The sequence below is a fragment of the Bradyrhizobium erythrophlei genome, assembly GCF_900129425.1.
Lineage (GTDB): Bacteria > Pseudomonadota > Alphaproteobacteria > Rhizobiales > Xanthobacteraceae > Bradyrhizobium > Bradyrhizobium erythrophlei_C.
Genome location: NZ_LT670817.1, coordinates 2,529,541 through 2,552,026, shown reverse-complemented (window position 1 = coordinate 2,552,026; position 22,486 = coordinate 2,529,541). Strand labels below are relative to the sequence as shown.

Sequence of the window (22,486 nt, the reverse complement as noted above, 5' to 3'; positions counted from 1 at the left end):
GCAGCCTAACAGTTGAAGTCAGCCGACCACACCCACCAGACGTCTCCCATCGAGAAGGTAATCCCATGGATCTTCATCTGCGCGGCAAGCGCGTCCTGATCACAGGCGCCTCGAAGGGCATCGGCGCGGCGGCCGCCGAGGCCTTTGCTGAAGAAGGCTGCCATCTCAGGCTTGCCGCGCGTAGTGGCGATCAATTGAAGGCCCTCGCCGAGCGGCTGCGCTCGGCGCATCAGATCGACGCCACCGTAGAGGTCGTCGACCTGCGCAAGCCCGAGGACATTGCCAGGCTGGCAAAGGACGCCTCCGATATCGATATCCTCGTCAACAATGCTGGCGATATTCCCGGCGGTTCGATCGACAAGATCGACGAAGCGGCCTGGCGGCACGCCTGGGAGCTGAAGGTGTTCGGCTATATCAACCTGACCCGCGCGGTATATGCGCACATGAAATCGCGGGGCCATGGCGTGATCGTCAACGACATCGGCGCCGCCGGCGAAAAATTCGACGCCAATTACATCTGCGGCAGCGCCGGCAATGCCGCGCTGATGGCGTTTACCCGAGCGCTCGGCGGCAAGAGCCTTGCCGACAACATCCGCGTGGTCGGCATCAACCCCGGCCCCGTCGGCACCGACCGCCACGTCACGCTGCTGAAGACACGCGCAAAGAACCAGTTCGGCGACGAAAACCGCTACAGGGAGTTTCAGAAGGGCTTGCCGCTCGGCCGTCCCGCGCACGCCCGCGAGATCGGCGATTTGATGGCGTTTCTGGCCTCCGACCGTTCGGGTTATACGTCGGGGGTGATTTACACCGTCGACGGCGGCATCAGTGCGGGCTGGGGATAGTTTGAATAGCTCCACTGCCGTCTTTGCGAGGGCGAAAGCGAACTAATAGATTCCGTCATTCCGGGATGGTGCGTTAGCACCAGACCCGGAATCTCGAGATTCCGGGTTCGATGCTTCGCATCGCCCCGGAATGACGAGCTAATTCGCCGTCCGCTCCAACAGCTGCCGGACCAGCGTGGTGATCCGGCCCCTTGGCGAGAGCAGTTCTTCCATGATGGTAAAATGATTGGCGCCAGGGATCTCTTCATAGGTCACCGGCAATCCGAATTTGGCGCGGTGGCCGGCGAAATCCGCGGTCTGCTTGCGCAGCAACGGCAATTCCGCGCCGCCGACAACCAGCGACAGCGGCTTCATCGTGCCGCCGGCCTGCATGGCAGGCGAATTGCGGTGAGACATTGCCTCGTCAAGCCCGAGCTTGACGTTGAGGTAGCTGGCGCGGATCGGCTCGAGATCGTAGATGCCGCTGATTCCGATGCCGGCTTTGACGTGCGCGTTCGTCAGCGCCATCACGGTCAGATGCCCGCCGGCCGACCAGCCCGACACCACGATCCGGCCCGCGTCGCCGCCAAGCACGGGCAGTTGCTCGGCCAGAAAGTCGATCCCGGCGTGGATTTCGGCGACGATCTCGTCCAGCGTCGCCTCCGGCGCCAGCGTATAGCCGATCAAAGCGACGTTGATGCCGTGCGCCATCGGACCTTCGGCCATGACCGTGAAGACTTCCTTGGCCCGTGTCTGCCAGTAGCCGCCGTGAATGAACACCAGCGTCGGCGCCTTGTCGGCTGCCTTGAGGAAGTCGATCCGGTTGCGCTCGCGCGGGCCATATCGGAGGTCGAGATGCCCCGAATACCGCGCGCGCAACTCAAGGGAGCGCCGCTCCCAGCCGGCGACGATGTCGGCGCTTTCGGCCACGGCGACGCCATTGTTGAGGCCGAGGTCGCGTTTTTGCTGGCTTAGGGCGCGCCAGTCAGGCGCATCGAACGGCGTGGTCATACTTAAATCTCCAGTCGCGGTGCGCTCGCGCGCGTTTCCACTTTGCCGGAAAATGTTTTACAGGACTAGCTGCTGCCGAGAAGCGGAACGAAGAGGGAAACATACGTGGCGTCTGATCAGGAACTGGTGCGGGCAACGGCTTGCGCTATCGTCGATAAACTCAACACGGGCGAAGTCACCCCGCTTGACCTGCTCGACGTGCTGGAGCGGCGGATCGCCGAGGTTGACGGAAAGGTGAACGCCTTGCCGACACTGTGCTTCGATCGCGCCCGCGACCATGCAAAGACCCTGATGAAAAAGCCGATCGGCGATCGCGGCCTGCTCGCGGGCATGCCGATCCCGATCAAGGACCTGGTCAATGTCGAGGGCGTGCGCATGACGCAGGGCTCGCCAATCTTCAAGGACGCTATTTCGGAACGTTCCGATCTCGTGGTCGAACATCTCGAAAACACCGGCGGGGTGGTCTACGCCAAATCGAACACGCCGGAATTCGGTGCCGGCGCCAACACTTTCAACGAAGTATTCGGCGCGACGCTCAACCCCTGGGACCTGTCGCGCTCCGCCGCCGGCTCCTCCGGCGGCGCGGCGGTGGCGCTCGCCACCGGCACGGCGTGGCTCGCGCATGGCACCGACATGGGCGGCTCGCTGCGAAACCCCGCGAGCTTCTGCGGCATCGTCGGCATGCGTCCGAGCATCGGCCGCGTTGCGCACACGCCATCGGCGACAATCGACCGAAATCTCACCGTCCACGGCCCGATGGCCCGCAATGTCGAGGATCTCGCGCTGTTGCTCGATGCCATGAGCGGCGAGCATCCGGCCGATCCGCTGTCGCTGCCGGTGCCGCAGATATCGTTCCTGTCCGCCGCGCGCTCCGGCAACAAGCCAAAGCGCATCGCCTATTCGCCCGATCTCGGCATTACCCCTGTCGATCCCGAGGTCGCCGCCATTACACGAAAGGCGGCTTCGCGCTTCGCCGAGGCCGGCGTCATCGTCGAGGAAGCGCATCCCGATCTGCGCGAAGCCCATGAGTGCTTTCACGTGCTGCGCGCGTTCGATTTTGCGATGACCAAGGCTGCGCTGTTGCGCACCAAGCGCGACCTGCTCAAACCTGAAGTGATCTGGAATATCGAGGAAGGGCTGAGACTGACCGTCGAACAGATCGCGCGCGCGGAAGCGCAGCGCGTCGAGATGACGGCGCGCACGGTCGAGTTCTTCAAGACCTACGATCTCTTGCTGACGCCGGCGACCATCGTGGCACCGTTTCCGATCGGGAACCGCTATGTCGCCGAATGCGCGGGAAAGAAATTCGACAACTACGTCGAGTGGCTTGCCATCGTCTATGCGATCACGCTGGCCTGTTGCCCGGCGCTGTCGTTGCCGTGCGGGTTCACCGCGTCAGGCCTGCCCGTCGGGCTGCAAATGGTGACGGCGCCGCGCGGCGAGGCACAACTGCTGGCCGGCGCGAAGGCGCTGGAGGATATCCTGGGGTTGCGCGGCACCACGCCAATCGATCCGCGGCCGGCGCCTTAGCAGCTCCTCATGGTGAGGAGGCGCTGTCCCGGCGGCGCATTTGCGCTGTCCGGTGCGCCGTCTCGAACCATGAGGCCCGATCAAGTCATCCTCCGAGACGCGCGCGAAGGCGCGCTTCTGGGGATGTGGGATGAGGCCCATTGGCTTCGGCAAAGCGGCGATTTTGCCTGCTGGCGGATCAGGCCTGCGCCGCTATAATCGCCGGGAAAACAGCAATGCGCGAGCGATACGCGCGATAGGAGGAGCACTTCTATGACCGGAAAACTGAAAATACATGTCGACCAGGATAAGTGTCAGGGACATGCCCGCTGCAAATCGCTGGCGCCAGAACTGTTCGAGCTCGACGAATATGGCAATGCGCACGAAATCGGCGATGGCTCAGTGCCTTCGGGACTGGAGGACAAGGCGTGGCTCGCCCAGGCCAATTGTCCGGAAATGGCGATCGACGTGATTGAAGAGTGAGCCGCGCATCACCTTCGCGAATCCGCCGGCCGTGAGCGAAGCAAAGCAAAAGGAAATTGCGCTGATGACCAATCATGCCCCCGTCACCGACTGGGTTCACGATTTCGACCATACCGATCCGCGCTGGACCGAAAATCCGTTTCCGATCTGGGACGAATTGCGGCAAGAATCTCCTGTGGTTCACACCAAGCGCTTTCTCGGCTGCTATCTGCCGACCACCTACGAGGCGGTGAAGCAGGTTGCGTACGATACCGAGCATTTTTCCTCGCGCCGCGTCATTGTGCGCGACGTCCGGCCGGAGCAAACGGGCGTGGCGCCGCCGATCACCTCCGATCCGCCGGAGCACAAGCCGGCCAAGCAATTGCTGCTGCCGCCGTTCACGCCCGACGCCATGAAAAAGCTGGAGCCGCGGGTTCGCGCCATCTGCAATGAGCTGATCGACGAGTTCATTGCGGACGGAAAATGCGACGCCGCCGCGCGCTACACCAAGCATGTCCCGGTCCGCGCCATCGCTCACATGCTCGGCATCCCCGAACAAGACAGCGATATCTTCATCAAATGGATCCACGAAATCCTCGAACTCGGCATCAAGGACGACGACACACTGATGCGCGCGGTCCAGGAGATGACCGGCTATTTCGCCGGCCATATCGAGCAGCGCAAACAGAACCCCACCGACGACCTGATCTCGACGCTGATGAAGGCCAAAGACAAGGACGGACAGCCCTTGTCCGACGCCCATGTGCTGGGCTCGCTGCGGCTGTTGCTGATCGCCGGCATCGACACCACCTGGAGCGCGATCGGGGCTTCGCTGTGGCATCTAGCAAAGACGCCAGCGGATCGCGACCGCCTGATCGCGGAGCCGGAGCTGATGCCGACAGCGATCGAGGAATTGCTGCGCGCCTATGCGCCGGTGACGATGGCGCGCGAGGTGATGAAGGAGACGGTTGTGAGCGGCTGCCCCGTCAAGCCCGGCAACATGGTGCTGCTGTCGTTTCCCGCCGCCAACCGTGATCCCGCGATGTTTCCCGATGCCGACAAGGTCGTGATCGACCGCAAGGAGAACCGCCATGCCGCGTTCGGCCTCGGGATCCACCGCTGCGTCGGCTCCAACCTCGCGCGCATGGAAATGACGGTGGCGATCGAGGAATGGCTGAAGCGCATTCCGGATTTCAGACTGGACCCGGCCGGTCAGGTGACCTGGTCGGAAGGCACCGTGCGCGGACCCCGCCAGCTTCCGATGCTGTTCGGAAAAGCGCGCTGAGGTTGGAGACGAGTGGATTGACAGATCAAGTCCTGAAACAGGCGGCTGACGAGCATATCGATCTCGGCGACATGGAACGCCGGATCAGGGCGATCCTGATCGGCTCGGTCGGCAATCTCGTCGAATGGTACGATTTCTACGCCTACACGGCGTTCGCATTGTACTTCGCCCCGGCATTCTTCCCGCAGAGCGATCCCGTGGTGCAGCAGCTCAACGCCGCCGTGCTGTTCGCCGCGACCTTCCTGATGCGGCCGCTCGGCGGCTGGTTGTTCGGCTATATCGCGGACCGCTACGGCCGGCGGCTGTCGCTGACGCTGTCGGTGGTCTGCATGTGCTTCGGCTCGCTGATGATCGCGGTAACGCCGACCTACGCCTCGATCGGTCTCGCCGCACCGGCGATACTGGCGCTGGCGCGCGTCATCGAGGGATTAAGCCTCGGCGGCGAATACGGCGCCAGCGCCACCTATCTCAGCGAGGTCGCCGATGCCAAAAATCGCGGCTTCTATTCGAGCTTTCAATACGTCACCTTGATCGGCGGCCAGCTCACCGCGATCATCGTGCTGTTGCTGCTACAAAAGGTGTTTCTGACCCCGCAGGAGCTAAAAGACTGGGGCTGGCGGATTCCCTTCGTGATCGGCGCGGGGCTTGCGATTTTCGCCGCCGTGATGCGGCGCCAGTTGCAGGAAACCGACGCCTTCGTCGAAGCCCGCAAGATCGCCAAGCCGACCGGCTCGATCCGCGGCCTGCTGAAATATCCACGTGAACTACTTCTCGTCGTCGGCCTCACCGCCGGCGGCACCGCGGCGTTCTATACTTTCACCACCTACATGCAGACCTTCGTCAAACTGTCGGTCGGCCTCACCGAAGACCAGACCACGCTCGTGATCTTCGGGTCGCTGATTTTCGCGACGGTGCTACAGCCAATTTACGGCGCGCTGTCCGACCGCATCGGCCGCAAGCCGCTGCTGATCTTTTTCGGCGTCGCCGGCACGCTCGCAACGATTCCGATCCTGACCACGCTGAAGGCGACCAAATCGCCCTTGATGGCCTTCCTGCTGATTTGCGCGGCCTGGATCTTTGTCGCCGGCTACACTTCGATCAACGCCATCGTAAAAGCCGAATTGTTTCCCACCAATGTCCGCGCGCTCGGGGTGGGCCTTCCCTACGCCATTACCGTGTCCGTGTTCGGCGGCACCGCGCCGGCAATCGCGCTGTATTTCAAAAGTCTCGGTCACGAGGACTGGTTTTACTTTTATCTCAGCGGCATCATCTGCCTCTCGCTAATCATCTACGCGACCATGCGCGACACCAAGCACGAATCGGCGATGCACCGGCACGAATGAGTCCTGCAATAGCGAAGGCATGCGATGGCCGACGACACCGATGAGCCTCCGGTTTCAAAACTGACGCGCAGCAAGCAGCGCTGGGCGCGCGAGGGCCGCTTCCTTACCGGAAAGGCTTCGCGGCCCGAGGAGCAGCGCCTGCCGCCGGGACAGCATCTGACCCGGGACTGGCCGACGCTCGATCTCGGCCTGACACCGCAGATTTCCCGCGAACGCTGGCGGCTCGACGTCTACGGCGCGGTCGAGCATCCGATCTTCTGGGATTTTGCGCAGTTCACGGCGCAGCCGCAGGCAAAGTTCACCTCCGATATCCATTGCGTGACCACGTGGTCGCGCTACGACAACCAATGGGAGGGGCTGGCGACCCGCGATCTTTTGATGGCATGCCAGCCGCGCGATGAGGCGCGCCACGTGGTGCTGCATTCCCACGACGGCTATACCACTAACCTCGCGCTGGAGGATTTTGCCGCCGAAGATGCGCTGCTTGCCCACAGCTGGTCCGGCGCGCCACTGGAGCAGGAACACGGCGGCCCGGTGCGGCTGGTGGTGCCGCATCTGTATTTCTGGAAAAGCGCGAAGTGGCTGCAGAGCATCGAATTCCTCGCCGAGGATACGCCGGGCTACTGGGAAGTTCGCGGCTATCACAACCGCGGCGATCCGTGGCAGGAACAGCGCTATTCCGGCGACTGATCTGGGCCCAGCGTTCCTCGTTACCTCTCCCACAGGGAGAGGTCGGATTTCGAGCTAGCGAGAAATCCGGGTGAGGGGTTACGGTCTATCGAGAGCGTGACCCCTCACCCGGTGCTTCGCGCTGAACTTCCCTACTCTCGCTAACCCGACTATCTTCATTCCCATCCCCCAAAAGCAGCCAATTCTGCAGATTTCGAATCACACGCAAGGGTTTAACAGGCTCGTATTCGTCCAAAGTTCACGTTTAAGGCCCGCCTGAGGTTTTTGCGCATAATTCCAAGAATCGGCTACGCTCCGTCTTTTGGCAGGACATAATGGCCGATCCTCTTTCACCAGCAACACGAGCGACGAAACGCAATCTGCTGCTTGCGTCTGTTCTTGCAATTTCGGCGAACGCCTTCAACGTTTCGATAGATAAAATTCCAGTGGCCGGATTGAGCATCACGTTTGATGATCGATTGTTCGCGTTCTTGTTGTTTATCGTGCTCGTCTATTTTCTCTGTACCTTTGTCTTGTATTACGTGATTGATATCAAAAATCTCGAAGAAACATCTCATCAAGAAACCGCGCGCAAGACGTTCGAGAGGCGTCAAAACGACTTCAAGCAAAGATTTGGCACTATCGTACAGAAAGACCTTCAAAGGTATGTGCCAAGGAAACATCTCATTCAACTTGTTACCAACGCCTATGGTTAACCACCTCTCCTGCCGAGAGATGAAGAACAACGTGGAGGCCGACCATGCCAACCGAACGTTTCCAATTCCCCGGCGCGGAAGGCCAGCAACTCGCGGCATCGCTGGAGCTGCCGGAGCGGGAGCCGCTGGCCTACGCGCTGTTCGCGCACTGCTTCACCTGCGGCAAGGACGTGCTGGCGGCCAAGCGGATCGCGGTGGCGCTGGCAGCGAAGGGTATCGCGGTGCTGCGCTTCGATTTTACGGGTCTCGGCTCCAGCGAAGGCGATTTCGCCAACTCCACCTTCTCCTCGAACGTCGCCGATCTCGTTCGGGCCGCCGACCACCTGCGCGAAACCCGAAAAGCGCCCGCGATCCTGATCGGCCACAGTCTCGGCGGTGCGGCCATCCTGGCCGCCGCCGGGCAAATCCCGGATGCCAGGGCCGTCGCCACCATCGCAGCCCCCTCCGATCCGGCCCATGTCACCGGTCTGTTCAAAGATCGCATCGCGGACATCCGCACACAGGGCGAGGTAGAAGTCTCGCTCGCCGGCCGGCCGTTCCAGATCAAACGCGAATTCCTCGACGACATCGCCGAACAGAATCTGATGGCGCATGTGACCGGGCTTCACAGGGCGTTGCTGATCATGCATGCGCCTGATGACGATACCGTCAGCATCGACAATGCCACCCGCATCTTCGTCGCGGCCAGGCATCCCAAGAGTTTCGTGTCGCTGGCCGGTGCGGATCATCTGCTGACCGCCAAGCAGGACGCTGCCTATGTCGCCGATGTCATCGCCGCCTGGGCCACGCGCTACCTCGATCCCGTCGCGCCCGAACAGGATGCCGATCTCGGCAAAGCGCCGCGCAACGTCGTGGTTCGCGAAACGCGCAACGGCAAATTCCAGCAGGCAATTTCGCTAGGCCCGCACCGCATGCTGGCCGATGAGCCCGTCGCCGCCGGCGGCGACGACACCGGACCCGGCCCCTATGACTACGTGCTGGCCGGCCTCGGCGCCTGCACATCGATGACCATGCGGCTTTACGCCGAGCGCAAGGCGCTGCCGTTAGAGCGCGTGACCGTGACGCTCAAGCACAACAAGATCCATGCCGAAGATTGCGCCGAATGCGAAACCAGGGCCGGTATGCTCGACCAGATCGACCTGGTCATCGCCATGGAAGGCGCACTCGACGCCGAACAGCGCAAGCGACTGATGGAAATCGCCGACAAATGCCCGGTGCACCGCACCCTGACCTCGGAGATCCGTATCGTCACCCGCGCGGCCGATTGACGATCAGGCAGGCGGGCGTATCATGGCAGACCATCCTATGGCTTATGGTTCGAGACGCGGGGCGTTGCCGCGCTCCTCACCATGAGGACCTGAGACCTCATCCTGAGGAGCGCGCACTTGCGCGCGTCTCGAAGGATGAGACCACGGAACTGGAAAATGCGCTAAAGGAGCCACCTGATGCCGGTCGTGGCGCGCGTCGACCCCAAAGCTGTTTTCAGGCCTGCGGAATGGAGCCGGCTGACGTCGCGCAGTTCGCTGCGTGGGATGTGGCTGGTGGTTCACGCCTGGGGCACGATCGCGGCCGCCATCGCGCTGGTGACGCTGTGGCCGAATCCGCTGACCTGGCTGATCGCGGTGACGGTCGTCGGCACGCGGCAGCTCGGGCTTGCCATCTTGATGCACGAAGCCGCGCATGGCGGGCTGCATGCCAACCGAACGATCAATGAATGGATAGGACAATGGCTGTGCGCGGTCCCTGTCGGTGCCGACCTCGCCAGCTACCGCTCCTACCATTTGCAGCATCACAAATTCACCCAGCAGCCCGAGGACCCCGATCTGTCACTGTCGGCGCCGTTTCCGATCACCAAGGAGAGTTTTTATCGCAAGGCGATCCGCGATCTCACCGGCCAGACCTTTGTGAAGCAGCGGCTGCCGCTGTTCCTGTCGCTGTTTCGGCGCGGCGATGCGGACGAGACGGTGTCACACGAGAGTTTTGTTTCGAGCGGCGCCGACAAGATGGCGCGGTTCCTCGCGGTGAACGCGATGATGTTCGGCCTGTTCTGGCTGGCGGGCGCCGGCATCTGGTACTGGGGCGTCTGGGTGGTGGCGATGGCCAGCTGGCTGCCGCTGGTGACGCGCATCCGCAACATCGCCGAGCACGCCTGTACCTCTACCGGCGAAGATCCGTTCAGCCACGCCCGCACCACCCGCGCCAATCCGATCGAGCGGCTGTTGATCGCGCCCTATTGGGTGAATTACCACGCCGAGCATCACCTGTTCATGTATCTGCCGTGCTACCGGCTGCCCGAAGCGCACCGGCTGCTCATCGACAAAGGGCTGAGCAAGCGGATGGAAGTACGACCCGGATATCTCGACGTGATGCGGCTGGCGACGTCAGGTCAAAGGGTCTGATCTTACGTCCTGCGCCGAAACCAAGGGCTCGACGCGGAGCACGCCGCGCAGGCCCGCCGCGGCCCCCAGCAAAATTCCGGCGACCGCGACGAACGATGCCAGCGCCAGCGTCGACAGTCCGGTCAGGCCCTGCCCGACCGAGCAGCCATAGGCCGTAGCGCCGCCCGCGCCCATCAGCGCCGCTCCGCCGGCCGAGCGCAGCATGTGGCGCGGCGAGGTGTAACCCTCCCAATGGAAGCGACGCGTGACCAGCGCCGTGACCAGGCTTCCGGCGAAGACGCCAGCAACCACGGCGATGCCGAAATTCAGTGTCAGCCCGGTCGACAGCATGGCGTATTGCAGCATATCGGCGATCGGGGCGATGAAGGTCAGCGACGCCACCGGCGTCGGATTGAAATCGTCCGCGCCGAGGTAGCCGGTCACGAACCAGCCCGCGGTTACCAGCAGGCCGACCGCGACCCCCGCCGCGATCTGCCCCCAGGAACGCTGGAACGGCGCGTGCGCGAACGCAAAGATGATCAGCGCTCCCGATATCAGGGAGGCCGCAAGCATCCGCGTGTAGGTGTCGTTGACGCCGAGCGCCGACAACAGGCCCGGCACGGAAGTGATCTTCGGGGCAGTCTGCGACAGCTGCAGCAAGGCGATCCGCCCCGGCGCGATCAGGCCTTTCAGGGTCATCTCCGCGACGATCCCGAGCACGATTACCACGACAAACGAGCGCAAATTGCCACGGCCGAGCAGCACCAGCGCGCGCGAGCCGCAGCCGTTCGACAGCACCATGCCGTAGCCGAACAATAATCCGCCGGCGAACATCAGCGGCGCCGAAAACGACGGCTGCAGATAAATCGATTTGCCGAGATCGACGACGCCCCTCGCCGCCAGAAGCTGCGACGCCGCGATCGCCACGCCGAGCGCCAGCGCATAGGTCCTGACCAGCCGGCTGTCGCCCTTCGCCCACCAGCCGCGCAGGCTGCTCATGAGGCAAAACCCGCTCAGCAGCGCGACCGCGCCATAGGCGAGACCGATCAGCAGGCCGGCAAAGACAACAATGTTGGCACCGGACAGCACGGATGATTCCCTGACGTTTCGTCGCTCGCGACAAGATAGGATACGAGAACCCGGCCTGCAAAGGGTCTCGGGTATCTTGTTACGCCGGACGCAGGATCACCCGATCGCGCGATGAACCGGCGACTGCGACAAAGGCCGCCTTGGCATTTTCCAGCGAATAGATCGCGGCCGGCCTGATAGGGAACGGCTTGAGATGTCCGCTGGCGAAGCCGGGAACGAGTTCCCGGAGCACCGCGCCGGTCGCGATCGACGACAGGCCCAGCGTATCGATACCAACATAGGCGTGCTGGCCGCGATAGAATTCCAGGATGTCGAATTGCACGACCCTGTTGATGGCGGCGATCAGGATCTGACGTCCCCGCACCGCCAGCGATTTGGTCGCCGCCTGAAAATAGGGATCGCCGACCGTGTTGAACACGATATCGGCGCCCTTGCCATTGGTGAGTTCGCGTACGCGCGTGGCGACGTCGGTCGTCGATGAGACGATGACGTCGACCTTGCCGTTGGCATGGCCTTCGTACGGCTCGTTCTTGCGCACCACGCCGATCACGCGCGCGCCATGCCAGCTTGCTATCTGCGCCGCCGCCTGTCCGACCTTGCCGTTGACGCCCATCACCAGCACGGTCTCGTCTTGTTTTGGCATGCCGGCGCGACGAAAGCCTTCCATCGCCGTGACGAAGGGAACGCCGATCCCGGCGGCCTCCTCCCACGACAGGTTTTTCGGCTTCTCCACCATGGCATCGGCTTCGACGGCAAGATGTGTGGCGTGGGTGCCGTCACGGCGGATCCCGAGGTCGCCGGACGAACCGAACACCTCACGCCCGATCGAACCGGCCGGGCCGTCGATCACGATGCCGGCGTAGTCGCGCCCGGGCGTGCGCGGAAACACCGCGTAGGGCATTAGGCCGGTCGCGGCCTTCACATCGGACGGATTGACCGCCGCCGCCTTGACGTCGATCAATACCTCGTTGGCGGCCCGCGACAGCGTACGCCGCTCGACGACCGGCGCCAGCGACGCGACATCGGCGGCCTTCGCCAGCAGGCGTACGCAGTGCGCCTCCATGGTCAGGGGTGAACCATCCGGATTTTTGGGGGCTGACGACATCATGGACGCTCTCGATATTTCCTGGCGATTTTCCAACACGATCTGGCGCCAGGGGGATCGTTGACACCGTGGCCGCTTCGCCGCATGACTAGCCGACTGAACGTACAGTACAAGAGGCTTGTTCCAACAAGTCCGGCGCGACGGGAGAAGCATTTGTATCCGATCCTGATCGACAGGCGGCGACCGATACCGGCGGGGAGACCGCGGTGAAGGTCAAGGCGGCACTTTCATCCGACGATCTCGCGCGCGCCTGCGCGGATGCGATGTGGAAGGAAGACGACGCCAGCCAGGGTCTCGGCATGGAGATCGTGCGGGTCAAGGCCGGCGAGGCCGTCCTGACCATGACGATCCAGCCGCACATGGTGAACGGCCAGCGGATCGCTCATGGCGGCTTTATTTTCCTGCTGGCGGATTCGGCGTTCGCCTTTGCCTGCAACTCCCGCAACGAACGCACCGTCGCCGCGCAGTGCAATATCTCGTTCATCCGGCCCGGCAAGCTCGGCGACCGGCTGGTCGCCACCGCGCGGGAAATCTCGCGTAGCGGGCGTTCCGGGATTTACGATGTGCGCGTCACCGTAGATGATACCGCGATCGCCGAACTGCGCGGCCATTCCCGCACCACCGGCGGCGCTTGGGTACCGGCCACTGATGCCGATGCCAAGTTGAAATAGACCGCTAATTCAGGGAAAACCTGCGATGGCTTCGACCAATCTTCAATCCGGCAGCAGCGGCTATCGCGCCGAGATGGACGCGGCCGAACGAGCGTCGCGCGACGAAATCCTGGCGCTGCAAACAAAACGCCTCGCCTGGACGCTGGCGCATGCTTACGACAATGTCGCGCATTACAAAAAGGCCTTCGACAAGGCCGGCGTGCACCCCAAAGATTTCCGCCAACTGTCGGACCTTGCGCATTTTCCGTTCACCGTGAAGACCGATCTGCGCGACAACTACCCGTTCAACATGTTCGCGGTACCGCGCGAGAAACTGGTCCGCGTCCATGCCTCCTCCGGCACCACCGGCAAGCCGATCGTGGTCGGATACACGAGGGCCGATATCGAGATGTGGTCCGACGTGATGGCGCGCTCGATCCGCGCCGCCGGCGGCCGCACCGGCATGATCATGCACAATGCCTATGGCTATGGCCTGTTCACCGGCGGCTTGGGTGCGCATTACGGCGCGGAGAGGCTGGGCTGCACCGTGGTGCCGGTCTCCGGCGGCATGACCGAGCGGCAAGTGCAGTTGATCAACGATTTCAAGCCCGACATCATCACGGTGACGCCGAGCTACATGCTGGCCATCCTCGATGAATTCAAAAGGCAGCGGTTGGACCCACGCCAATCGTCCCTGAAATTCGGAATCTTCGGCGCGGAGCCCTGGACCAATGCGATGCGCGCCGAGATCGAGGCGGCGTTCGACATGGACGCGACCGACATTTACGGCCTGTCCGAAGTGATCGGCCCCGGCGTCGCGCAGGAATGCGTGGAAACCAAGGACGGCCTGCATGTCTGGGAGGATCATTTCTACCCCGAGGTGATCGATCCCGAGACCGGCGCGGTACTGCCCGACGGCGAAAAGGGCGAGCTTGTCTTTACCTCGCTGACCAAGGAAGCGTTTCCGATCATCCGCTACCGCACCCGCGACCTGACGCGGCTGTTGCCGGGCACAGCGCGGCCGGGCATGCGGCGGATGGAGAGGGTCACCGGGCGTTCCGACGACATGATCATCCTGCGCGGCGTCAACGTGTTCCCGACCCAGATTGAGGAAGTGCTGCTCGCCACCGACTGGTGCGGCGGTCACTTCATCATCGAACTGACGCGCGAGGGGCGGATGGACGAGATGACGGTGCTGGCGGAAGCGCGCCCCGAAAGCTGGGACGGCAGCGGGCTCGTCGAACATACCGAGCGCGTGACCGCCTATATCAAGAACACCATCGGGATCACCGCCCGCATCAGGGCCGTGGCACCGGAAACGCTGGAGCGTTCACTCGGCAAGGCGAAGCGGGTGTTCGATAAGCGACCGAGGGATTGAATCTGATTGAGTCATTCCGGGGCAGCCCGCAGGGCTGAACCCGGAATCTCGAGGTGATTGGCTCGAGATTCCGGGTTCGCGCTGACGCGCGCCCCGGAATGACCGGTTCGTGAGACTCTACACATGATCGTAATCCACCACGACCCGATCCGAGACCGGCCGTGCCTGGCAGGTGAGAATGAACCCAGCATTGAGCTCCCAGGGCTCCAGCGAATAATTCACTTCCATCTGCGCCTCGCCCTCGACCAGCTTGGCGCGGCAGGTCGAGCACATGCCGCCCTTGCAGGCGAACGGCAAGTCCATGCCGGCGCGTAACGCCGCGTCGAGAATGGCCTCACCTTCGGCCACCGGCACCTCACGGCGTTTGCCGTCGATGATCAGCGCGGCAAACGCTTTCGCCGGCGCTGTGACCGGTACGACCGCTTTGGCGCGCGGTTTGCCGCCGAGTCCGGACACAAAACGCTCGACGTGAATGCGGTCAGCGGCGATGCCGATATCCCGGCAGGTCGCCTCCAAGTCCTCGCTCATGCCGGTGGGGCCGCAGATGAAGACATGATCGACGCTATCAGCCGGGACCAGCGAGCGCAACAGCACCCTCACCTTCTCGCCGTCGAGCCGGCCGTGCAGGATCGGGATGTCCTGCTCTTCGCCTGAGATCACGTGGAAGATCGAAAGCCGCTGCATGAAGCGGTCTTTCAGCTCTTCCAGCGCCTCGCGAAACAGCATGCCGCCGGTCGAACGATTGCCGTAGAACAGAAAGAAGCGGCTGTTGGGTTCGCGCGCCAGCACGCCCTTCACGATCGAAAGGATCGGCGTGATCCCGGAGCCGGCGGCGAAGCCAACATGGACCCGCGCCTCATCGGGCGCATGCGCAATGCCGAAGCGGCCGGTCGGCGTCATCACATCGAGCTCGTCGCCTTTTTTCAGTTCATCGGCGGCCCAGCTCGAGAAGGTGCCGCCATCGACTTTTTTCACCGCGATGCGTAACTCGCCGTCGTCAGGACCGGAGCAGATCGAATAGGAGCGGCGCACCTCCTCGCTGTCCATCGTCGTGCGCAGGGTCAGATACTGCCCGGGAGCGAAATGGTAGTCGTCCGCAAGCTCTTGCGGAATCGTAAACGTCAGCGACACCGCATCGGAGGATTCGCGGCGCAGATCGTTGACGGCGAGGCGGTGAAAGCGGGGAATTGTTGCGGACATGGTCAGTGACATTTGAAATAATCGAACGGTTCGCGGCAGCTTTTGCACCGCCACAGCGCCTTGCAGGAGGTCGAACCGAACTCGGAGAGCACCTCGGTATTCTCGGAGCCGCACTGCGGGCACGCCACGTGCTGCACGCCGAACAATGCGCGGCGGGAGCTTGCGGCTTGCGGCGGCGCGATGCCGTACTCCCTGAGCTTGCGGCGGCCGTCGTCGCTCATCCAGTCGGTGGTCCAGGCCGGCGACAGCACGGTGCGCACCGTTGAATGGCGAAAGCCCTCGCGTTCCAGCGCGAGCTCGATTTCCAGCCCGATCATGTTCATCGCGGGGCAGCCGGAATAGGTCGGCGTGATCGCGACCTCGACCCGGCCATCCTTAACCGCGACATCGCGCAGCACGCCGAGATCGGCGATGGTCAATACCGGTATCTCGGGATCGACCACCCCCGCCGCGGCATCCCAGGCGCGTTGCCGCAACTCGGCAGCTTTGTTGAGTACAGCAGTCACCATGTGGCCCCCGGAAAGGTCCGTTGCATCGATTGCAGCTCGCTGAGCAGGTGCCCGAGATGCTCGCTGTGCCGGCCGTCGCGGCCGCCCTGCTGCATCCAGTCGCTCTTAGGCAGAACGAGCGTCGCTTCGCCCACGACATCGGAAACCGTCTTGAGCCATGGCGCATGCAAGGCCGCGGGGTCGACGGCGATGCCGGCATCGACCAAGTCGCGCTCGCCGTCGTCGCTACAAAACATCTCGCCGGTAAACGCCCAGAGATCGTCGATCGCTACTTGCGCGCGCCGATGGCTTTCCTCGGTGCCGTCGCCGAGCCGGACCATCCATTCCGACGAATGCCTGAGATGATAGGCGCTTTCCTTCTCGGATTTCGCCGCGATCGCCGCCAGCGTCGTATCGCTCGACGTCATCATCGCGCGCCAATAGAGGTCGGCGAAGCCAGCGTAGAAGAACTGCCGCACCATGGTGCGCGCGAAATCGCCGTTCGGCTGTTCCAGCAGTAGCAGGTTGCGGTACTGCCTGACGTCGCGCAAATACGCGAATTTGTCCTCGTCGTTGCCCTTACCTTCGACCTTCGCCGCGTAAGCGTAGAGCTCGCGCGCCTGTCCCAGGAGATCGAGGCCCATATTGGCGAGCGCCATGTCCTCTTCTAGCATTGGCGCGTGACCGCACCATTCCGACAGCCGATGCCCGAGGATCAGCGCGTCATCGGCCCGGCGCAGCGCGTACAGCACCAGCGGCGTTTCGGAAACGGTTATGGACGCGACAGCCATGTTCTCTAACCTGCTTTGCGCTTAAGTCTCGTCGTCATTGCGAGGAGCGAAGCGACGAAGCAATCCATTCTTGCTTGGGCTATGGATTGCTTCGCTGCGCTCGCAATGACGGTTTCCATGGATGGTCCGGTGGCCTCACGGTTCGAGACGACGCCGCGCGCCTCCTCACCATGAGGAGATAAGTCACATATGCCCGACTTCGTCGGGCACATCATAGAACGTCGGATGGCGATAGATCTTGGATTCCGCCGGCTCGAACATCATGCCCTTGTCGGACGGATCCGACGCGGTGATCGCGCTGGAGGGGACCACCCAGATCGACAGGCCCTCGCCGCGGCGGGTGTAGATGTCGCGCGCGGCCTGCAGCGCCAGTGTCGTGTCACTCGCGTGCAATGAGCCGACGTGCTTGTGGGCAAGTCCGTTGCGGCTGCGAATGAAGACTTCCCACAGCGGAGTGTTTGGCGTGGTCATCGTGACCTCCCTGAATTTATGGCGGCTTACGCCGCAGCCTTGCGGCGCTTGCGTTTTTCGGCATAGGCAGGCGCCGCCTCGCGCACCCACGCACCTTCGTCGTGCGCCTTGCGCCGCGCCGCCAGCCGGTCGCGGTTGCACGGTCCGTTGCCGGCCAGTACCTGGTTGAACTCGTTCCAGTCGATCGCGCTGTATTCCCAGTTTCCCGCCGCGTTCTGCTTCATGCCGGGGTCGGGAATGGTGAGGCCGAGATACTGCGCCTGCGGCACCGTCGCATCGACGAATTTTTGGCGCAGCTCGTCATTGGAGAAACGCTTGATCTTCCATCTGGTCGAGGTGTCGCTGTGCTGGCTCGCTTTGTCCGGCGGCCCGAACATCATCAGCACCGGCCACCACCAGCGATCGAGTGCGCTCTGCGCCATCGCCTTCTGCTCTTCCGAGCCGCGAGCCAGCGTCAGCATGATCTCGAAACCCTGGCGCTGGTGAAAGGATTCTTCCTTGCAGACCCGGATCATGGCGCGGGCATAGGGACCGTAGGAACAGCGGCACAGCGGAATCTGGTTCATGATCGCGGCACCATCGACCAGCCAGCCGATCGCGCCGATGTCGGCCCAGGTCAGCGTCGGATAGTTGAAGATCGAGGAATATTTCGCCTTGCCCGCCAGCATCAGGTCGACCAGTTCCTCGCGCGAGGTGCCGAGCGTTTCAGCCGCGGCATAGAGATAGAGCCCGTGGCCGCATTCGTCCTGCACTTTCGCCAGCAGCGCCGCCTTGCGGCGCAGCGACGGTGCGCGGGTGATCCAGTTGCCCTCCGGCAGCATGCCGACGATTTCGGAATGCGCGTGCTGCGAAATCTGCCGCGTCAGCGTCTTGCGATAGGCCGCGGGCATCCAGTCGTTCGGCTCGATGCGATCGTCGGCGTCGATGCGGGCCTGAAACTGCGCGGCACGGCCGGCGTCTTCAATATTGCGGTCTTCGGCTTCGGACGTATTGAGCGCTTGTGTGTACATGGCGATCTCCACGGAGACTGCGTTCAATATATATCATAAAATACAAAACTCAAGTTATTTTTGTAACATATTGTATCAGCCGAACCGGCGCGCGAGTTCCTCGCCGGCCGGCGGCAATGGCCCATTCTCGTTGCTGGCATTCCGATCAAGCCATTGTTCGGACGCGGGAAGCAGCCCGCGATAGATCTCGCCGCAGAGCGAACGGGCCGCCCTGCCCGGCCAGTCCACCGGCAGCAACGCCGTTGGCAACAGCGGATCGCGCAGCACCACCCGGCGGTAATAGTGGATCAGCAGAATCCGCGCCGTGAAGGCATCGGCATCGGAAAGCCGCTCGCGCCGGGTAATCCAGTCCCGCAACGGCTCAAAGGTTTTCATGAACTTCAGGTAGGCGTCCGCGGTGCGATCCAGCGGCCAGCTTTCGCTGAGCAGGCGCCGGCCGCTGTCGTCCTCGGCCGACACTTCCAGAAGGATCGCGCCTGCTGCTTCCTCCGGAACCGGAACGCCCGAAGGCGCGATCCACACGCCCGGCAGCGGGCTGCCGAAGCCGGCATTTTTCAGCGCCTCGCGCGAAACGTCGCGATCCTGACTGTTGCCGATCAGCAAAAGTTCAAAGCGTCCGGTCCAGTCGGACGGCTGCGGATCGTAGATATGTTTTGTCGCGACATCAAAGGTTTGTCGTCCCTTCTTCACCAGCCGGTAGAAACTGTTGCGGCCGACCTTGTTGCGTTCGAGCCAGCCATCGGTGGCGAGCCGCGACATCGCCGTGCGCACCACGCCGCTGTCGATGTCGATGGTCGCAAAGAACTCCAGCAGCGTGCCGAGCCAGACCGAACCGCCGCGCGGCACGATCGCATCGCCGAACAAGGTGATGACGATGGAGCCGGTGCGCGAGGGTTCGCGCTTGAGCTGGTCGATGATGCGGGCAAGCGGATGCGGCGCCATGCCCCACGCATAGCGCGTTTTTGCGATTTGCGACAACGTCGGGGGCCTCATGGTTCGAGACGGCGCAAGGGCGCCTCCTCACCATGAGGGTCCAGAGGACCTCATCCTGAGGAGCATCGCAAAGCGATGCGTCTCGAAGGGCGGGCGCTTACCTGCTCGGATCGGGGTAGACGATGCTGCGCCAGCCGCTGCGATCGAACGGCGTCCATTCGCCTTCCGGCTGCGCCAGACGATCGGCCACGGCGTAGACCACGGCGGGATGATGGCCCATGCCGCAATGGCTGCTTTCGACCTCGATATTCTCGGACCGGGCGGACGGCTTTTCCACGCAGCCCTGCCAGGCGCAGATGCCGTCGGTGCGGCTGAAGATCGCGGTGGTCGGCACCGGCGGTGTTTCCGAAAGCGACCCGCCGAACCGCCCGTTCTCTTCGTCGGCGCGGCGGCCGCTGGCCATCTCATAGACGCGCCAGGCATTGGTCGCCTTGGGATCGCCTGCAAACGGACTGCCTAGCGTGATCACCGAGCGCACCCGATCCGGCATCATTTTCGCGAGCTGGCGCGCGTAGAGGCCGCCGAGGCTCCATCCGACCAGACTGATCTTGCGCCCATGCGCGTCGTTCAATTCCTGCACCAGATCGACCATCGCGTGCTGCGCGCCTCCGCGCAGGCCGAGATTGCGGCCCTGGCGCCAGCCGCTGACGGCATAGCCGCGGTTCTTCAGGAAATGGCGCAGCGGCCGCGTTGAGGTGTCCGACGCGACCAGCCCGGGCAATACCAGCACCGGGTGGCCGTCGCCTTTCGGGGCCAGGCTGAGCAGCGGCAAGGCGCCGAGAAACGCGCCAAATTCGTGGAGCGCTCGCCCCTCCAGAAACATCAGGGTTCTGGAGGGCGGGCGCAGCGTTTCGGCGGTGGCGGACATTGGTGTTTCCTCTTCAGGGCCGGCCTCGAACGAGCCGCCGAATGGATCAATTTAAAGACGCCAAACCCGGGCAATCGTTCCGCAACGCAACAACCTCTTGATCAAGTGAGGGCGCTGATTCCCTTATTCAAGCGGCTGGCATCGGATCGGACAATAGGTCCGCGTACTTAATGAAGCCAAGTGATGTAAAAGTCACAGCCACCGCAGCACGAATTCGGCCGTGTAAAGCCCCAAGCCAGCCAGGCCGCCGATCAGCGAGCCGTTGAAGCGGATATACTGCAGATCCCGGCCGATATTGATTTCGATCAGCGAAAGCAATTGCCCCATGTCCCAGGCCTTGACCTGATCGGAGATGAAGCTGGAGACGCCGCTCTTCTGGTCGGCGATGAAACTCCGGAGCACGGCAACGAGGCCCTGATTGATCTCGGCCCGCAGTTCGGAATCGCCCGCCAGCGCCTCGCCGGCGGCCATGAACATGCCGGCCAGATGATGCTGCAGCACCTGGCTCTCGCCGCTGGCGCTGCGTTCGATGAACGACCGCGCGTTCGCCCAGGCGTTTCGCGCGAGATCGCCGAGTTCGGGACGCGCCAGCAGGTCGCGCTTCAATCCGTCGATGCGGCCGGCATAGCTGGGGTCGCTGCCGAGCCGGTCCACGAACGACAACACCATGCGATCGAACTCGCCGCGGAACGGATGCTTCGGATCGTTGCGGACCTCTTCGAAGAACGTGGTCGCGGAGGCGACCATCTTGTTCACCAGGAATTTGTCGGCGCGATAGAGTTTTAGCAGCGTCGGCAGCTCGGCGCGGATCTTCTCGCGGATCATGGCCATGGTTTCGGCATTTGTGAGCGTTTCATGAACCGCGCGCAGGATGTCGTCGAGCAGCCCCTGGTGCCGGTGCTCCTCTACGAAGGCGCGCAGCGTCCCCGCGGCGAGCGGCGCGAGATTGATGGCCTGCAACTGGCTGGTGATCCGGCGGGTGATGAAGTTCATCAGGCCCGAACTCTCCGTCGCGGTGACCGCCTCCGGCAACAGGCGCAGCGTGAAGCGGGCGAGATCGGTGCTGCGCTTGCGGTCGCGCAGCCAGTCGGCGATGAAGGAGGCGAAGTCGATCTGGCGCAGCTTGGCTTCCACGGGTGCCGCTTCGAGGAAATGCACCTCGATGAATTCGCCGAGCTTGTCGGCGATGCGGTGCTGATTGCTCTGGATGATCGCGGTGTGCGGGATCGGCAATCCCAAAGGCCTGCGGAACAGTGCCACCACGGCGTACCAGTCGGCGAGGCCGCCGATGGTCGCGGCTTCCGCGAACGCCGCGACAAAGCCGAAGATGGGATGCACGGGCAGCAACAGCTTCGCCACCACGAACAGCACCAGCGTGCCCGCCAGTACCAGCGTCGCCAGCGCCTTGACCCGGCGCAGTTCTGCCGCGCGCACGGCATCGCCGGGCGCGTCGAACGTGAATGTGCGGGGGACAGGCATGGCGGCCTTCAGGGCGTTGATCTGTTTCAAGCATAGCGCGACGTGCCCATCGCCGTCATGGCGTGCAAAGCACGAACCCGGAATCTCGAGATTCCGGATCGCCGCTTCGCCTCGTCCGGAATGACAGCGGCGCGCAATGCCGCAGTCGACGTTTTCTCCCAAAAAGAAGGCCCGCTCGAAGCGGGCCCTGGAAGGATTGACTGTCAGTAGATCGCTATCAGGCGGTCTTGGTGTAGACCTTGGAGAAGTTGTCCTGGGCGTTCTTCGCACCGTCGGCGACGAGCTTGCCGAGATATTCGGTGGTGGACTTCGCCCGCGACATGAACACTTCGCCGCGCGCGCGGACCATATCGGACTGGATCTGCACCGCTTCGTTGAGCGACTTGGCGGAAGCCAGCCTGTCGATGCCTGCGAAGAGGGCTTCGGCGTCCTGATAGATCGCCTGCTGGATGTTGCGGCTGATCTTGGCGGCCTCGGTGACGGAACCGGCAACGGCGGTTTCGATCGCGGCGGTCACCTTCTCCGAACCGGCATGCAGGTCGGCAGCGCGCTCCTTGGCGGTAGAGGCACTCTTCTTCACGAACTCACGGGCGGCCTCGGGAACTTCCAGATTCTGGAGGTTCTTCAGCGCGTCGGTGACGGGCGCGAAAACTTCCTTGACGGTATCAACTACGGAATTGGTCTCGGTGGTCATTGGGTTTCTCCATCCTCAGATTTGAGCTATGGGCTCACCCCGTCCGGATTGGCCCGGGGCAAAGGTGTTATGCCAT

At 63.0% G+C, this 22,486-nt stretch carries 23 protein-coding genes; 11 read left to right on the top strand and 12 right to left on the bottom strand.

Annotation, left to right across the window (positions count from 1 at the left end; genetic code table 11):
- Positions 1 to 65: 65 nt before the first annotated feature.
- On the top strand, positions 66 to 842 hold the full coding sequence (locus B5527_RS11875) for an SDR family oxidoreductase (protein WP_079601452.1): 777 nt from the start codon (positions 66 to 68) through the stop codon (positions 840 to 842).
- A gap of 138 nt (positions 843 to 980) precedes the next feature.
- On the opposite strand, the gene B5527_RS11870 is transcribed toward B5527_RS11875, so the two are convergent.
- Positions 981 to 1,832: an alpha/beta hydrolase gene (locus B5527_RS11870; RefSeq protein WP_079601451.1), complete on the bottom strand. Its 852-nt coding sequence runs from the start codon at positions 1,830 to 1,832 to the stop codon at positions 981 to 983.
- Between the two features lie 105 nt (positions 1,833 to 1,937).
- Here B5527_RS11870 and B5527_RS11865 point away from each other — a divergent pair, with 105 nt between their 5' ends.
- The 8 genes from B5527_RS11865 (at position 1,938) to B5527_RS11830 (ending at position 10,215) form a co-directional block, all read left to right on the top strand.
- The gene (locus B5527_RS11865; RefSeq protein ID WP_079601450.1) at positions 1,938 to 3,362 is read left to right on the top strand and encodes an amidase; all 1,425 of its coding nucleotides are present in this window, start codon (positions 1,938 to 1,940) and stop codon (positions 3,360 to 3,362) included.
- Positions 3,363 to 3,614: 252 nt separating this feature from the next.
- Positions 3,615 to 3,824 (top strand): ferredoxin, encoded by a 210-nt coding sequence (locus B5527_RS11860; protein ID WP_079601449.1) that lies wholly within the window; start codon positions 3,615 to 3,617, stop codon positions 3,822 to 3,824.
- Between the two features lie 64 nt (positions 3,825 to 3,888).
- Positions 3,889 to 5,088, top strand: coding sequence for a cytochrome P450 (locus tag B5527_RS11855; protein ID WP_079607232.1), 1,200 nt, complete (start codon positions 3,889 to 3,891; stop codon positions 5,086 to 5,088).
- 71 nt (positions 5,089 to 5,159) lie between these two features.
- The gene (locus B5527_RS11850) at positions 5,160 to 6,431 is read left to right on the top strand and encodes an MFS transporter (RefSeq protein ID WP_425305095.1); all 1,272 of its coding nucleotides are present in this window, start codon (positions 5,160 to 5,162) and stop codon (positions 6,429 to 6,431) included.
- A 24-nt stretch (positions 6,432 to 6,455) separates the two neighbouring features.
- Positions 6,456 to 7,121: a sulfite oxidase-like oxidoreductase gene (locus tag B5527_RS11845; RefSeq protein ID WP_079601448.1), complete on the top strand. Its 666-nt coding sequence runs from the start codon at positions 6,456 to 6,458 to the stop codon at positions 7,119 to 7,121.
- A 314-nt stretch (positions 7,122 to 7,435) separates the two neighbouring features.
- A complete protein-coding gene (locus B5527_RS11840) occupies positions 7,436 to 7,816 on the top strand; it encodes a hypothetical protein (protein ID WP_079601447.1) in 381 nt (126 codons plus the stop codon).
- A gap of 44 nt (positions 7,817 to 7,860) precedes the next feature.
- Positions 7,861 to 9,084, top strand: coding sequence for a bifunctional alpha/beta hydrolase/OsmC family protein (locus B5527_RS11835; RefSeq protein WP_079601446.1), 1,224 nt, complete (start codon positions 7,861 to 7,863; stop codon positions 9,082 to 9,084).
- A gap of 177 nt (positions 9,085 to 9,261) precedes the next feature.
- Complete coding sequence (locus B5527_RS11830) at positions 9,262 to 10,215, top strand: fatty acid desaturase family protein (RefSeq protein ID WP_079601445.1); 954 nt, start codon at positions 9,262 to 9,264, stop codon at positions 10,213 to 10,215.
- Here the strand turns inward: B5527_RS11830 and B5527_RS11825 are convergent.
- Complete coding sequence (locus B5527_RS11825) at positions 10,198 to 11,283, bottom strand: YeeE/YedE family protein (RefSeq protein WP_079601444.1); 1,086 nt, start codon at positions 11,281 to 11,283, stop codon at positions 10,198 to 10,200. The genes B5527_RS11830 and B5527_RS11825 overlap by 18 nt on opposite strands.
- A 79-nt stretch (positions 11,284 to 11,362) precedes the next feature.
- On the bottom strand, positions 11,363 to 12,388 hold the full coding sequence (locus B5527_RS11820) for a quinone oxidoreductase family protein (RefSeq protein WP_079607230.1): 1,026 nt from the start codon (positions 12,386 to 12,388) through the stop codon (positions 11,363 to 11,365).
- Positions 12,389 to 12,594: 206 nt separating this feature from the next.
- Between B5527_RS11820 and paaI the strand changes: the two genes are divergently transcribed.
- A complete protein-coding gene (paaI, locus tag B5527_RS11815; RefSeq protein ID WP_079601443.1) occupies positions 12,595 to 13,059 on the top strand; it encodes a hydroxyphenylacetyl-CoA thioesterase PaaI in 465 nt (154 codons plus the stop codon).
- A gap of 25 nt (positions 13,060 to 13,084) precedes the next feature.
- A complete protein-coding gene (gene paaK / locus B5527_RS11810; RefSeq protein ID WP_079601442.1) occupies positions 13,085 to 14,416 on the top strand; it encodes a phenylacetate--CoA ligase PaaK in 1,332 nt (443 codons plus the stop codon).
- Positions 14,417 to 14,533: 117 nt separating this feature from the next.
- Here paaK and paaE read toward each other — a convergent pair whose 3' ends face one another.
- The 9 genes from paaE to B5527_RS11765 form a co-directional block, all read right to left on the bottom strand.
- Complete coding sequence (gene paaE, locus B5527_RS11805; RefSeq protein WP_079601441.1) at positions 14,534 to 15,616, bottom strand: 1,2-phenylacetyl-CoA epoxidase subunit PaaE; 1,083 nt, start codon at positions 15,614 to 15,616, stop codon at positions 14,534 to 14,536.
- 2 nt (positions 15,617 to 15,618) lie between these two features.
- Complete coding sequence (gene paaD / locus B5527_RS11800; protein WP_079601440.1) at positions 15,619 to 16,125, bottom strand: 1,2-phenylacetyl-CoA epoxidase subunit PaaD; 507 nt, start codon at positions 16,123 to 16,125, stop codon at positions 15,619 to 15,621.
- A complete protein-coding gene (gene paaC, locus B5527_RS11795; protein WP_079601439.1) occupies positions 16,119 to 16,895 on the bottom strand; it encodes a 1,2-phenylacetyl-CoA epoxidase subunit PaaC in 777 nt (258 codons plus the stop codon). Before paaC ends, paaD begins: the two co-directional genes overlap by 7 nt.
- Before the next feature lie 183 nt (positions 16,896 to 17,078).
- A complete protein-coding gene (gene paaB, locus B5527_RS11790) occupies positions 17,079 to 17,366 on the bottom strand; it encodes a 1,2-phenylacetyl-CoA epoxidase subunit PaaB (RefSeq protein WP_079601438.1) in 288 nt (95 codons plus the stop codon).
- Positions 17,367 to 17,392: 26 nt separating this feature from the next.
- Positions 17,393 to 18,376 carry a 1,2-phenylacetyl-CoA epoxidase subunit PaaA gene (gene paaA, locus B5527_RS11785; protein ID WP_079601437.1) on the bottom strand — a complete coding sequence of 328 codons (984 nt, stop codon included), beginning with the start codon at positions 18,374 to 18,376 and terminating at the stop codon, positions 17,393 to 17,395.
- A gap of 75 nt (positions 18,377 to 18,451) precedes the next feature.
- Entirely contained in the window at positions 18,452 to 19,318 is an 867-nt protein-coding gene (paaX, locus tag B5527_RS11780; RefSeq protein WP_079601436.1) for a phenylacetic acid degradation operon negative regulatory protein PaaX, read from the bottom strand.
- A gap of 148 nt (positions 19,319 to 19,466) precedes the next feature.
- Positions 19,467 to 20,237, bottom strand: coding sequence for an esterase/lipase family protein (locus B5527_RS11775; RefSeq protein WP_079601435.1), 771 nt, complete (start codon positions 20,235 to 20,237; stop codon positions 19,467 to 19,469).
- A 192-nt stretch (positions 20,238 to 20,429) separates the two neighbouring features.
- Positions 20,430 to 21,716 (bottom strand): DUF445 domain-containing protein, encoded by a 1,287-nt coding sequence (locus B5527_RS11770; RefSeq protein WP_079607229.1) that lies wholly within the window; start codon positions 21,714 to 21,716, stop codon positions 20,430 to 20,432.
- Positions 21,717 to 21,933: 217 nt separating this feature from the next.
- Positions 21,934 to 22,410: a phasin gene (locus B5527_RS11765; protein WP_079601434.1), complete on the bottom strand. Its 477-nt coding sequence runs from the start codon at positions 22,408 to 22,410 to the stop codon at positions 21,934 to 21,936.
- Between the last annotated feature and the right edge of the window lie 76 nt (positions 22,411 to 22,486).